An 11,085-nucleotide genomic window follows, 5' to 3' on the forward strand; every position below is an offset into this window, starting at 1 on the left:
AAGGCCCCGCCGAGACAGGGCGGGGCCAGTCGGACCACGAGGGACAGGCGTGGTCGGAGAACGGGGTCAGGCGATGTTGCCGGGCATGGAGGGATGGGTTGATGCGGACTTGCGGGGCATCTCAATCGTCATCGTCGTCGCCCTGATCCGATGTCTGTTGCGTCGCCAGATCGGCACCCGCAGGCGTGGCCGCAGTGTCGCCGGGCTGCGCCGGTGCCGTGACGGTGGCTGGCGCAGTGCCGGGTCCGCGACCAAGGGCTGTCAATGTGGGCGCGGCAAGGACCGCGATAACGGCGGCAGTTGCGAGCAAAACGAGAATTGTGGATTTCATGGCGGTAGCTCCTTGATTGGATGAACCGATTCTGTCGTGTGCCGCTGAAGCCTTGCTGATGGGACGCCGGTTTCTGCTTCAGCCTGGTGTCAGAAAACACGCGCCCTAACCTCATGCCGGGCACAGGCCGGAACCGATTGTACACCCGGTTCCGGCACGGCTGCGTGTCAGCGCAGTTCGAACGCTTCGGAGTAAACGCGGCGCGGCGCATGGCCCATCGCCTTGAGCCCGTTCTGGATGCCGTCGCGCAACCCGCAGGGCCCGCAGAAGAACAGCTCCGACCCGGCGATCTCGAAGGGCACCATCGCGACCAGGCGTTCGGCCGTCAGTCGCCCCTCGGTGCGGCTGGCCACGACCTGCACGCTCAAGCCCGGATGACCTGCGGCGATGGCTTGCAGACGGTCGGCGGCAAAGGCTTCGTCCTGGGTGTTCACGGCCCAGATCAGCGCGATCTGCTGGCGGTCTGCCTCGGTCAGCGCCTCGGCCCATGCCAGGAAGGGTGTGATGCCGATGCCTCCCGCCAGCCAGACCTGACGCGGCACCCGGCGTCGGAACAGGAACCGGCCATAGGGCCCCTCAACGCGCAGCCGCTGGCCCGGCACCAGCTTGTCCGGCAGGCTGCGCGTCCAATCCCCCAGCGCCTTGATCCCGAAATGCAGACTGCCATCGGCGCGCGGGGCCGAAGCGATGGTAAAAGGATGCGCCTCGTCAAGGCCAGCGCCGGGGCCCGAGCCGGGAACCGAGACAAAGGCGAACTGGCCAGGACGCCAGCGCATTCCGCGCCCTGTGGGCCGCAAGGCAATCTCGGTCGCAGCACCGTGTCGCGTGACGGAGTCGAGCGCATAGTCGCGCGGGCGCAGAAAAGGGTTGATGAACTGCGTGAACACCCAGGCCACCAGCCCCGCAAGGCTGAACGTGTTGAGGTAGAGCGCCAGCATCGGGTCCACCCCTTCGGGCTTGTCGATGGCCAGTTGGTGAAACGCGGCAATCGCGAACAACAGCCCCATGAACCGGTGCGTGAAACGCCACAAGGGCCAGGGCAATTCCAGATTGGTGAAGGGAACCCGCTTGATCCAGCTGATCGCGATCAGCGCGATGAACCCGTAGAAGGCAATTTCTCCGACCTCGGCGGCGAATTCGCCAAGGTTGGTTTCTGCCACAAAATCCTCGATCTCCGGTTCAAGCTGGTCATGCAGGACCATCAGCCCCAAGGCCGCGATCCCCAGCCACTTGTGGACGGCATACATGCGATCCAGCCCGCCGAAGAACGGTTCGATCACAGCCGGGCGCGCCGACAGTACCAGGGCTATGCCCATGGCCACAATCGCGGCGGACCCGACCGCGATGCTCATGGCGGACTCGATGCCGAACGGGGCATAGGTTTGCGCGCCAAGGGCGGCGCCTAACAGAACGGCGATGGCGGCAAATGCCGGACCGGAATACAACATGTCAGAAAACCTTCCGTTCGGGCCGACTTGAGGAATGGTACCCGGCGTCACAGGGGACTGGTCGTGGGCCCGGCGCTGTGGATCTCGCCCTGTCACCGTGGCCTTTTCATGCACGGAAACATGGTCAGTCATCTTCCTGTCCTTCGCGGTCGCGACCGTGGTCGTCATCCTCGAATTCGAATTCGACGATCTGCAGCGTGCCGGGATGCAGCTTGACCTCGATCGCGCGGCCCGTCGCGTCGCGGCCGTCGATCTCGTAGCAGCCGTCGTCGATCTTGATGCGGCGCACCTCCCAGCCTTGCCGGGTGGCGAACTCAGCCACCGCCTCGCGCGGTTGCCAGTCGGCCATCGGAACGAAGCAATCATCATCAGCCAGTGCGGCACCGGCAGGCAGGGCTGCCAGAAAAGCAAGAATTGTCAGCGTCTTTCGCATGGGCCACACTCCGGGTTACGGCCAGTCTGGATGATGTGATGCGCGCCGAAGCTGACGGCAGCCTGAAGACGGCTGATCCAGGGCTTCAGCCTGCTGTCAGGAGAGAGGGTCAGAAGCAAACCAACCCGGGGCCAAAGGGACGGCAGAAGACCATGCGCATCTTGCTGATCGAGGATGATACAGTTCTGGGAGCTGCCGTGCGGGACCAGATAGCCGCCGATGGCCATTCGGTCGACTGGGTCCAGCGGCTGGATGCGGCCGGGGACGCGATGGCCGGGGCGAGCTTCGATCTTGTGCTGCTGGACCTGATGCTGCCCGATGGCCGGGGCATTCCGTTTCTGCGCCGTCTGCGGGCCAAGGGCGATGTGACGCCCGTCATCATCCTGACCGCGCTTGACCAGATCAGCGACCGGATCGAGGGGTTGAACGCAGGGGCCGACGACTACCTGGTCAAGCCCTTCGATCTGGCGGAACTGTCCGCCCGGATCGGCTCGGTGGCGCGCCGCTATGCGGGGAACCCCAACCCAATTGTCACCCACGGGCCGCTGGAGATCGACCTTGCTGCGCGCAGCATCCACCGCGACGGCCGCCCAGTCGCCCTGACGGCACGCGAATGGGCGCTGTTCGAGGCCTTTCTGTCCCGGCCTGGGCAGCTTCTGTCCAAGGCGCAGCTTGAGGACAAGCTTTACGCCTTTGGGGCCGAGATCGAGAGCAACACGATCGAGGTCCATCTCAGCCGACTGCGGAAGAAGTTGGGGGCGGAGGTGATCGAGACGGAACGCGGCCTCGGCTACCGTCTGGGCCGGGCATGAGGGCGCCGCGCAGTCTTCAGGGTCGCCTTGGGCTCTGGCTGGGCGTGGCGCTGACGGTTCTTTGGGTGCTCGCGGCCAGCGTGACGGCGCTGATCGCGCGGAGCGAGATCGAAGAGGTGTTCGATTCCGCCCTGCAGGAAACCGCACAGCGCATCCTGCCACTCGCCGTCGTTGATATCCTGAACCGCGAGGAAGCAGGGATCAGCCAGCGTCTTGCCGCCATCCGCGAACATGACGAGTTCTTCACTTACATCGTGCGGGATGATCAGGGGCGCATCCTGCTGCAATCCCATGCCGCCGACCCGGGCGTGTTCCCCGCCTGGGAAGGGATCGGGTTCCACCAGACTGCAACGCATCGGCTCTATAGCGACGAGGCTGTGCAGGGCACGATCCGCATCACTGTGGCCGAGCCGCTGGACCATCGCGCAAGCGTCGCGCGCGAGATTCAGATGGGGCTTGGCCTGCCACTTCTGATCTTGCTGCCCGTGGCGCTTCTGGCCATCGTGCTGGCCGTCCGCGCCAGCCTTGCGCCCCTGCGCCAGTTCCGCGACCGCCTGTCGGCGCGGGGCGCGCGCGACCTGAGCCCCGTCGCCAGCGCCGATCTGCCCACCGAAATCGCGCCCCTCGCCGATACGATGAACGGACTTCTGGGGCGGCTGGAGGCGGCCTTCGAGGCGGAGCGAAGCTTTGCAGCGAACGCCGCGCATGAACTCCGCACCCCGCTGGCAGGTGCCATCGCACAGGCACAACGGCTGCAGACAGAGACGCGCGACGCTGACGCCAAGGCCCGTGCGGCCGAAATCGAGGCCACGCTGAAACGCCTGACCCGCCTCTCCGAACGCCTGTTGCAACTGGCGCGCGCTGAAGGTGGTCGCCTTCGCCGTGACGTCGCTGCCGATCTTCGCCCCGTGGCCCGACTGATCGTCGACGACCTTGCGCGCGGTGGCGAGCCCGGGCGCATCCACCTCGCGCTTCCGGACAGCGCTATCATGTCGGATCTGGACCCCGACGCCTTCGCGATCGTCTTGCGCAATCTGATCGAGAATGCCTTGCGCCATGGCCAAGCCGAAGCTCCTGTGGAGGTCTCGCTTGCAACTGACGGAACGCTGATCGTCGCCAACGACGGCCCGGTCGTGCCCGCCGAGGATCTCGCACGCCTGACGCACCGGTTCGAGCGCGCCCGGTCCGATCGCGAGGGCAGCGGTCTTGGGCTGGCAATTGTCGCGACGATTGCCGAGAGGTCTGGCAGTCAATTCGAACTCAGATCGCCTCGCGAAGGCCGGGCTTCAGGGTTCGAGGCACGACTATCACCGACCGGAACACGCGTTCTGAATTCCTAGCGAGAATGGATCAGGCTTTACGCCTTGATTCGAAGGCATTTCTCGCGCGCAGTACTCGGCTGGTTGCGTATCGACCGAGTGGCGAACGCATTTGGGCTGGATCAGTTGATAGCCAAATCGGTCGCCGTTTTCCCAGCAGCCAACGCCTCCACGAACCACTGCGGTTTGCGCCCGCGACCGGACCAGGTGAGTGCCGGGTTCTCAGGGTGCCGGTATTTCGCCGCGACAGGCGCACGGGAGGCTTTCGTCTCGGTTCCGTCAAGTTCGGCCAGAGAGTAGCCCAGATCCCGGGCGAGAGCTTCCACCTTGGCGCGGGCTTCCGCCTTCTGCCGATCCTCGAATGTGGAGATCGCCTTGGCGACGTCCTTCTGCATTTTCTTCAGCTCGCCAAGCGACAGTGCCTCGAGTTCGTAATCAGCCATTGATGCGGTCCGTGTCCTGAATATCCCGGTATCGATAGCCCGTCGATGCAGGGCACCGCAACTCCCGGAAGGCAAGGGCAGGGGTGGCAAAGGCTGGTGATCGCAGTTTTCGCCGCCGGGGAGGTGCTGGACTGGGGGTAAGGCAGTCCCGATGGGCAAGGTGACAGGTCCTGGCATGGGCTCCCCGCGCATCTCTGTCTCCTCGGCCATCCCTTCGACTGACAATCCCCTAATCCCGTTCGGTTGCCTGCGCGCAACCCCGCGTCAGTCCGGGCCGTGTTGGCTAGCGTTTCTTTGGAAACGCGTCACCTGCCCGCTCCACCCCGGTCCTCTGGGGGTTTCCGGCGTCCGTTCCGTCCACCGTGCACGCGTCACCCGACGGGCTTTTTCCGGGTCTTGTCGAAGGGACGGTCCCGAAGACAGGACACACAGGAGCTTACCATGCAGAACATCGTCATCCTCGCCGGCAACATCGGTCAGACCCCCGAAGTCCGCACCACCCAGGGCGGCACCAAGATCACCAACTTCAGCCTCGCCACCTCTCGCCCCCGCCTCTCGGAAGGTCGCGTCCTGCGCGACGAGAACGGCTACCGGGTCATGGACACCGAATGGCACCGCATCACCTGCTTCAACGGTCTCGGCAAGACGGTCGCAGAGCACTGCGAAAAGGGCATGAAGGTCCTCGTCCACGGCCGCATCCACTACACCAAGTGGATCGACAGCATGGGCAACGACCGCTACGGCTGCGAGATCATCGCCGAAAAGGTCGACTTCCTGAGCCGCCCGAAGTCGGCCGAGACCGAAAACCCCGAGCTGGTCGACCGCGACGACGAGATCCCGTTCTGAAAAGAACGGGGCCTCCCCCTCAGGCCCGGCGGGGAAACCCGCCGGGTTCGTGGCATGCGCACGGCAAGCCGTGTAGCAGGACATCGGCACAGTTTGACAATCTTTGCCAATTTATGTCATCGTCCTTGCAAAGGAGATCGCGACCATGGCCACGATGAATGTTTCTTTGCCGGACCCGATGAAGGCCTGGGTCGAGGCCCAGACACAAGATGGGCGCTACAGCAACGCCAGCGATTATGTGCGCGATCTGATCCGCCGGGACCAGGATCGCCAGCAGGCCATCGTCGAGTTGCAGCAGCTTGTCGATGAGGGTCTCGCAAGCGGTCCGGCAGGACGTCTGGATGTTGAGGCATTTCTTGCCCGCAAGCGGGATCAGAATGCCAGAACCGACGGTCGTTGAATATCGCCTATCACCTGCTGCGCTGAATGATCTGGACGCGATCTGGGATTATACCGCGCGTACCTGGTCAGTTGGTCAGGCAGAAACCTATATCCGCGGGCTCGCCGTGGACATGGACCTGCTGGTCCAGCACCCGGGGATCGCGCGCGAACGCACTGAAATCCGCCCGCCCGTGCGCCTTTACCGCTCGGGATCGCATCTGATCATCTACCGCATCGAGGAGGAGTGGCTGCAGGTGTTGCGCATCGTGCATGCGCGACAGAATTGGGTCGCCTATCTCAACGAGTGATCTGACGCTCTCGCAGCCCTTCGCGGCGAAGCGAGGTGCTGCGAGAGGATTTGAGCATGAAGGTCGAAGACGAAGAACGCATTGCCGCCGATCTCGCGAAGATCATGGCCATGATCTGCATCCGCAACACGCGGCTGGAGGATTTGCACGCCGGGGTGCAGCCGGTGACGCTGACCGGCGATTATTCGGACGTGAACGTGATCGACGCCACAGGTCAGACCATCCCGTGGCGCACGGTGTCGCATATCGATGATGCGCAGATGGCGGACTTGATGCGGGACATCGTCAATCGCCTGTTCACGTTTCACATGAGGCGGGATGATCTGAGATTCAGGGATCATCTCGACCGCTGGATGACCGCATCGAACAAATGGGACAACCCGGTTCTCGACACGACTTTTCTCGAAGCAGTTGCTGAACTGGGGGTCCCCCGGAAAGCGTGAGACGTTTGACTGTTTGGGTGGGCCCAAGCTCAGCCGAAACGCCCGGTCTGCAACGATGTTCTGTGCATCAGCGATCTGAGAGTCAGAGATGGGTTGGTTGCTTTCGTGACAGATTGAGGGCTGGGAGAGTGGCTCCCGGCGCCTGTCACGGGAGATAGCCGATGGGCGTTGTAGAAGTTCTGGATCCGGTTGCTCCGGCGCGGGCGGGTGGCTGGAAGGTGGATGTGAGCCGGGGGGAGCGGAATGGGCGGGTGTCGTCCGAATGGTTCAACCGGCCCGATGATGAGCGGTATCTGTCGCTCGATGATCTCTGGGCCAGTGTGAAAGGCCGCTCCGAGCGCAGCCAGAGCCGAGTGGTGCAGACCGCTGACATCCGCGTCGAGGCGGCGCGCGACAACCCCGAACGGCTGCACCTGATGCTGCCGAGAGCGCAGGAGCCGGTCGCGCCCACGCACTGGGCGTTCGGCCAGCTTGCCAGCATCGTCGGTGCCCCGGCATCCTACCTGCGGCAGCTGCCCGCACCGCTGGCGGGCATCAACCTGCAGTACGGCCTGACCAACAATCGCGCTGAGCAGGTGAAGACCTTCGAGACCGAAGACGGTCGCACCGAACTACGCGCGGTCACCGGCCCCGACTACGGTCGCATACATGACCATGAACTGGTCGAGGCGGTGCAGCGCATCGCGGGCAATGGCACGGGCGACACGCGCTGGAAGGTGCCGGGCGTGCTCGACTGGTCGACCGGGGTCTACAACCCCGATGTCGAGATCAGCCGCGACACGACCACGCTCTATGCTTCAGACCGCGATGTCTTCCTGTTCCTGGTCGACGATCACAACCCGATCGAGGCAGGCCGACTGCCCGACGGTTCCCCCGATCTCTACTTCCGGGGCTTCTATTGCTGGAACTCCGAGGTGGGCGCGAAGACCCTCGGCATGGCAAGTTTCTATCTGCGGGCGGTGTGCCAGAACCGCAACCTCTGGGGCGTCGAGGATTTCCAGGAGATTACTATCCGCCACTCGAAATACGCGGCCTCGCGCTTTGCCCATGAGGCGGCCCCGGCGCTGACGCGCTTCGCCAATTCCTCGCCGCAGGGCTTTGTGAACGGCATCAAGGCGGCGCGGCAGCAGATCGTCGCGCGGACGGACGAGGACCGGGACGATTTTCTGAGGAAGCGTGGCTTCTCGAAGGCGGAGTCGGGCAAGATAATCGAAAAGGTGCTGATGGAGGAGGGTCGCCCGCCCGAAAGCATCTTCGACTTCGTGCAGGGCATCACGCGGCTTGCGCGCGACAAGACCCAGCAAGATGCCCGCCTCGACATGGAGGGCCGCGCCAAGAAGCTTCTCGACCGGGTCGGCTGACGCCGGGCCCGACAACGCGACCGCCCTCGCGCGCGGCGGTCGCGCTTTCCCCTTCCACATGCATGCCACTCGCCCCGCCCCGAGAGGGCAGGGGGTTCCGGTGCGTGCGATTCAGCGAGACCCCCGTGACCCCCCAGGAAGAAACCGTCATCCTCGAGGCCCGTGACATCCTTGGCCGCTACCTCAGTCAGAACCCGGTCATCGGCAGTTGGCAGGCACTGATGGACTATTGCGCTTTGACCGTCCGCGGACCGATCGAGCGCTTCCACGTACTCTACCTCGACCGCAAGAACCGCATCATCTCCGATGAGCTTCTCTCGACCGGCACGGTCGACCATGTCCCGGTCTATCCGCGCGAGGTGATCAAGCGGGCGCTGATGCTGAACGCCAGCGCCCTGATCCTGATCCACAACCACCCGTCGGGCGATCCGACGCCGTCGGAGGCCGATCTCAGCATGACCAAGGAAATCCAGAAAGGCTGCAAGTACCTCGGGCTGACGCTGCACGACCACATCATCGTCGGCGCCGGAACGGAACTGAGCCTGCGTGCTCTGGGCAAGCTCTGATGGTCCCAGCAGACCTGCCGTCGCCCCTTCGAGGAAGAGGGCGCCGGTTTGGTCTTTGACGGCTGCGGCGGGGAGAGAGGCTTCCCGCGCCGTTGGAGATTTTCCTATGCTCGACTTGCCCCTGCCCATCCACCCGACCACTGGCCCGCGAGGCTTCTCGCCGGTTTTCGCTGTGGGCGATGCTGATCCCAACCACCCCTTTGCCCTGACCCTGTCGCGCCGCACGCCTGCGGATCTGATGTCGGGCCAGGCCGCACCCTTGGTTCTCGCGCGCTTTGCGACGCTGGCCGATGCCATGCTGGGCGCGATCGACCATGCCGAGGGGATGGCCACGAACACCGCGCCCCTGCTGCTGGCGATCTTCGACCGCGACGAGCGCCTTGTGCTGGCCGGGGCCGCCAGGGACTGCGCCGTCGCGTGGTGTCACCCGGTGATGAGCGCCACAGAAGCGCGGGGCGTGGTGACCGAGGCGAGCCAGCTTCGCGCGCAGGCGGGCCGCGCGGCTGCCTGGGGTGAGCCCGATCTGGCGCAGCGGCTGCGCCACCGCGCCGATCTTCTGGATGCGCGTCTCGTCGATCCACTCTGGCGCGCCTTCGCCGCCCGGGCGCTGCAGGTCGCGGCATGAAGCCCGAGAGACAGAGAAGGGCAGGGGGGATTTGGAGCGTGTCCGGGGGAGAGAGAGATCGCCCGGCCCGGCTCCGACCCTTCCCCCAATTCCGGAGATTCCCATGACCCAAGTTGAACCGACCCTCGCGGCCCCGATGCCACCCTCCACCATCGACTTAGCATCGATCTTCGCGGCCCATGCCGAGCGGCAGGCGCGGATCGACACGCTTCGGCCCGGCAACAAGGATCGGCTTTTCGACGGTCTTGTGGTCGCCGGGATCACCCATGTCACCGTGACCTTTGATGGCGAAGGGGACAGCGGCCAGATCGAGAGAATCGCCGCCTGGGCGGACGAGGCGGAGGTTGAATTCCCCGCCGTCGAAATCCCCTACGCCGCACTGACCTGGGACAATCCCGAGGTCGAGATGCGCCAGCTCTCGCTGCAGGATGTCGCCGAACAGCTGGCCTATGATTTCCTCAGCGACACCCATGGTGGCTGGGAGAACAACGACGGTGCCTACGGCGAGTTCTGCTTCGACGCTGCCGCCCGCACGATCCATCTCGAGTTCAACGAACGCTTTACGTCGTCCGAACTCTACACTCATGATTTCTGAGGAGACGGCGATGGCACATCCGTATCACCACGCCCTGTCTTCAGTGAAAAAATGGGGCGGCACCGTCGACGATTACCAGGCCATCCATGCTTGGTTCGACTCCTCAAAAGCCCACTCTGCCGACTTTCGCCACCGAGCCATGTTTCACCATGCGGCAGGGATCTGGCTCGCAGAGACCATCTTTGGGCCGACGATCACCCTCTCCACCGGCCGCGTCATTCCGACCCGCTGGGTCGGCGAACAACATGTGCGCGAGGACCTGGGCTTCATCCCGAGCTTTGCCGACTGGATCAAGGCGATCCGGCCCGAACCTTGGATGGGCCGCACCGAGAAGATCGAGGCGCTGGTCGATCTGCATCTCGGCCCGCCCATCGTGGGGGTCCGCTGAAATGAGCCGGGCTTACCGCGATCTCGGCGTCTCCCCGGGGATTACGTCGCTTGCCATGCTGCGCATCGCCATCCGACGCCTGCATCCTGACACGCTTGCCGTCCGCAGCTGGCGTCATGCGCGCAAGCGCTACTACCGCGAACTCTTGCAGGCTCATGCTGAAGCGCAGGCCCGGGCTATGATCACCTCGGCCTTTCCTGAGACGGCCAGCTGATCTTCCCCAATTCTAATCGATCTGGCCCCGGTCCCCACACCGGGGTCAGTCCCCATGCAAAGGAGGCCCCCATGGCCGATTATTTCACTCACTTCTCCTGCGTCCTCGACCTGAGTTCGCCCGATAAAGCCACCGCAGCGCTCGAGCTGTTGGACCGTCTCCATCTTGAAGAGGAAGATGCCGACGACCCGGAGTTCTCGGGTTTCGCGCTATCGCTTCAGGACGGACCCGGCAGCTCGATTCTCTGGTTCCATGACGATGACGGACAAGGTGATGTCGAAGGCCTCATCCGTTTCGTGTTGCGCTTGGCGCAGGACATCGACCTTACCGGCCTCTGGGGTTTCGAGGTCGCTTACACCTGTTCTCGGCCCCGATTGGACGCCTTCGGCGGCAGCGCGCATGTCATTGACCTTGGCGCGCGGAAATCCATCGGCTGGATCAGCACCCATGAATGGCTGACCGCCGCGCTGAACGGGGAGGACGCCGATGCCTGAGGTGATCTGCACCACCGTCTACCAGTTCCCCGAACTCTCGGATGCCGCCAAGGAAAAGGCGCGCAGCTGGTATCGCGA

Annotated in this window: 17 protein-coding genes and 1 pseudogene; 14 read left to right on the top strand and 4 right to left on the bottom strand. The window is 64.2% G+C overall.

Annotated features, from left to right (window positions below):
- Nucleotides 1-121: 121 nt before the first annotated feature.
- From VDQ18_RS20305 to VDQ18_RS20315, 3 genes are all read right to left on the bottom strand, one after another.
- Complete coding sequence (locus tag VDQ18_RS20305; RefSeq protein ID WP_038148811.1) at nt 122-331, bottom strand: hypothetical protein; 210 nt, start codon at nt 329-331, stop codon at nt 122-124.
- Nucleotides 332-498: 167 nt separating this feature from the next.
- The gene (locus VDQ18_RS20310; RefSeq protein WP_081875072.1) at nt 499-1,911 is read right to left on the bottom strand and encodes a ferric reductase-like transmembrane domain-containing protein; all 1,413 of its coding nucleotides are present in this window, start codon (nt 1,909-1,911) and stop codon (nt 499-501) included.
- Entirely contained in the window at nt 1,904-2,212 is a 309-nt protein-coding gene (locus VDQ18_RS20315) for a PepSY domain-containing protein (protein ID WP_038148808.1), read from the bottom strand. The genes VDQ18_RS20310 and VDQ18_RS20315 overlap by 8 nt, the downstream gene beginning before the upstream one ends.
- Nucleotides 2,213-2,364: 152 nt before the next feature.
- Between VDQ18_RS20315 and VDQ18_RS20320 the strand changes: the two genes are divergently transcribed.
- Together VDQ18_RS20320 and VDQ18_RS20325 are read left to right on the top strand one after the other, a co-directional pair.
- The gene (locus VDQ18_RS20320) at nt 2,365-3,024 is read left to right on the top strand and encodes a response regulator transcription factor (protein ID WP_106754621.1); all 660 of its coding nucleotides are present in this window, start codon (nt 2,365-2,367) and stop codon (nt 3,022-3,024) included.
- A complete protein-coding gene (locus tag VDQ18_RS20325; protein WP_038148806.1) occupies nt 3,021-4,364 on the top strand; it encodes an ATP-binding protein in 1,344 nt (447 codons plus the stop codon). The genes VDQ18_RS20320 and VDQ18_RS20325 overlap by 4 nt, the downstream gene beginning before the upstream one ends.
- Nucleotides 4,365-4,465: 101 nt before the next feature.
- On the opposite strand, the gene VDQ18_RS20330 is transcribed toward VDQ18_RS20325, so the two are convergent.
- The gene (locus VDQ18_RS20330) at nt 4,466-4,786 is read right to left on the bottom strand and encodes an H-NS family nucleoid-associated regulatory protein (RefSeq protein WP_038148804.1); all 321 of its coding nucleotides are present in this window, start codon (nt 4,784-4,786) and stop codon (nt 4,466-4,468) included.
- Between the two features lie 441 nt (nt 4,787-5,227).
- Here VDQ18_RS20330 and VDQ18_RS20335 point away from each other — a divergent pair, with 441 nt between their 5' ends.
- The 12 genes and pseudogenes from VDQ18_RS20335 to VDQ18_RS20390 all read left to right on the top strand — a co-directional run.
- Entirely contained in the window at nt 5,228-5,632 is a 405-nt protein-coding gene (locus VDQ18_RS20335) for a single-stranded DNA-binding protein (RefSeq protein ID WP_009820080.1), read from the top strand.
- A gap of 145 nt (nt 5,633-5,777) precedes the next feature.
- Nucleotides 5,778-6,032, top strand: coding sequence for a type II toxin-antitoxin system ParD family antitoxin (locus VDQ18_RS20340; protein WP_038148800.1), 255 nt, complete (start codon nt 5,778-5,780; stop codon nt 6,030-6,032).
- On the top strand, nt 6,010-6,321 hold the full coding sequence (locus VDQ18_RS20345; protein WP_038148799.1) for a type II toxin-antitoxin system RelE/ParE family toxin: 312 nt from the start codon (nt 6,010-6,012) through the stop codon (nt 6,319-6,321). The genes VDQ18_RS20340 and VDQ18_RS20345 overlap by 23 nt, the downstream gene beginning before the upstream one ends.
- Nucleotides 6,322-6,377: 56 nt before the next feature.
- On the top strand, nt 6,378-6,764 hold the full coding sequence (locus VDQ18_RS20350) for a hypothetical protein (protein ID WP_305250212.1): 387 nt from the start codon (nt 6,378-6,380) through the stop codon (nt 6,762-6,764).
- Between the two features lie 161 nt (nt 6,765-6,925).
- Nucleotides 6,926-8,125, top strand: coding sequence for a DUF932 domain-containing protein (locus VDQ18_RS20355; protein WP_323022718.1), 1,200 nt, complete (start codon nt 6,926-6,928; stop codon nt 8,123-8,125).
- 125 nt (nt 8,126-8,250) lie between these two features.
- On the top strand, nt 8,251-8,691 hold the full coding sequence (locus VDQ18_RS20360) for a JAB domain-containing protein (protein ID WP_018065906.1): 441 nt from the start codon (nt 8,251-8,253) through the stop codon (nt 8,689-8,691).
- 106 nt (nt 8,692-8,797) lie between these two features.
- A complete protein-coding gene (locus VDQ18_RS20365) occupies nt 8,798-9,316 on the top strand; it encodes a DNA repair protein RadC (RefSeq protein ID WP_323022719.1) in 519 nt (172 codons plus the stop codon).
- Between the two features lie 103 nt (nt 9,317-9,419).
- Complete coding sequence (locus VDQ18_RS20370; RefSeq protein ID WP_323022720.1) at nt 9,420-9,911, top strand: DUF6878 family protein; 492 nt, start codon at nt 9,420-9,422, stop codon at nt 9,909-9,911.
- Nucleotides 9,912-9,921: 10 nt separating this feature from the next.
- Nucleotides 9,922-10,299 (top strand): DUF6915 family protein, encoded by a 378-nt coding sequence (locus VDQ18_RS20375; RefSeq protein ID WP_323022721.1) that lies wholly within the window; start codon nt 9,922-9,924, stop codon nt 10,297-10,299.
- A gap of 1 nt (nt 10,300) precedes the next feature.
- Entirely contained in the window at nt 10,301-10,513 is a 213-nt protein-coding gene (locus VDQ18_RS20380) for a hypothetical protein (protein WP_323022722.1), read from the top strand.
- Nucleotides 10,514-10,584: 71 nt separating this feature from the next.
- Nucleotides 10,585-11,007: a hypothetical protein gene (locus tag VDQ18_RS20385; RefSeq protein WP_323022723.1), complete on the top strand. Its 423-nt coding sequence runs from the start codon at nt 10,585-10,587 to the stop codon at nt 11,005-11,007.
- Nucleotides 11,000-11,085, top strand: a pseudogene (locus VDQ18_RS20390) (antitoxin of toxin-antitoxin stability system); the annotation flags it as partial. The gene VDQ18_RS20385 and the pseudogene VDQ18_RS20390, both read left to right, overlap by 8 nt.

This window comes from Pararhodobacter sp. (assembly GCF_034676075.1).
Taxonomy (GTDB): domain Bacteria; phylum Pseudomonadota; class Alphaproteobacteria; order Rhodobacterales; family Rhodobacteraceae; genus Pararhodobacter.

What these genes read in the sequence shown, in the direction of transcription:
- VDQ18_RS20385 (WP_323022723.1), top strand. Translation starts at nt 10,585, where the DNA reads ATGGCCGATTATTTCACTCACTTCTCCTGCGTCCTCGACCTGAGTTCG.
- VDQ18_RS20340 (WP_038148800.1), top strand. Translation starts at nt 5,778, where the DNA reads ATGGCCACGATGAATGTTTCTTTGCCGGACCCGATGAAGGCCTGGGTC.
- VDQ18_RS20355 (WP_323022718.1), top strand. Translation starts at nt 6,926, where the DNA reads ATGGGCGTTGTAGAAGTTCTGGATCCGGTTGCTCCGGCGCGGGCGGGT.
- VDQ18_RS20315 (WP_038148808.1), bottom strand. Translation starts at nt 2,212, where the DNA reads ATGCGAAAGACGCTGACAATTCTTGCTTTTCTGGCAGCCCTGCCTGCC.
- VDQ18_RS20305 (WP_038148811.1), bottom strand. Translation starts at nt 331, where the DNA reads ATGAAATCCACAATTCTCGTTTTGCTCGCAACTGCCGCCGTTATCGCG.
- VDQ18_RS20310 (WP_081875072.1), bottom strand. Translation starts at nt 1,911, where the DNA reads ATGACTGACCATGTTTCCGTGCATGAAAAGGCCACGGTGACAGGGCGA.
- VDQ18_RS20345 (WP_038148799.1), top strand. Translation starts at nt 6,010, where the DNA reads ATGCCAGAACCGACGGTCGTTGAATATCGCCTATCACCTGCTGCGCTG.
- VDQ18_RS20330 (WP_038148804.1), bottom strand. Translation starts at nt 4,786, where the DNA reads ATGGCTGATTACGAACTCGAGGCACTGTCGCTTGGCGAGCTGAAGAAA.
- VDQ18_RS20365 (WP_323022719.1), top strand. Translation starts at nt 8,798, where the DNA reads ATGCTCGACTTGCCCCTGCCCATCCACCCGACCACTGGCCCGCGAGGC.
- VDQ18_RS20325 (WP_038148806.1), top strand. Translation starts at nt 3,021, where the DNA reads ATGAGGGCGCCGCGCAGTCTTCAGGGTCGCCTTGGGCTCTGGCTGGGC.
- VDQ18_RS20375 (WP_323022721.1), top strand. Translation starts at nt 9,922, where the DNA reads ATGGCACATCCGTATCACCACGCCCTGTCTTCAGTGAAAAAATGGGGC.
- VDQ18_RS20380 (WP_323022722.1), top strand. Translation starts at nt 10,301, where the DNA reads ATGAGCCGGGCTTACCGCGATCTCGGCGTCTCCCCGGGGATTACGTCG.
- VDQ18_RS20320 (WP_106754621.1), top strand. Translation starts at nt 2,365, where the DNA reads ATGCGCATCTTGCTGATCGAGGATGATACAGTTCTGGGAGCTGCCGTG.
- VDQ18_RS20335 (WP_009820080.1), top strand. Translation starts at nt 5,228, where the DNA reads ATGCAGAACATCGTCATCCTCGCCGGCAACATCGGTCAGACCCCCGAA.
- VDQ18_RS20350 (WP_305250212.1), top strand. Translation starts at nt 6,378, where the DNA reads ATGAAGGTCGAAGACGAAGAACGCATTGCCGCCGATCTCGCGAAGATC.
- VDQ18_RS20370 (WP_323022720.1), top strand. Translation starts at nt 9,420, where the DNA reads ATGACCCAAGTTGAACCGACCCTCGCGGCCCCGATGCCACCCTCCACC.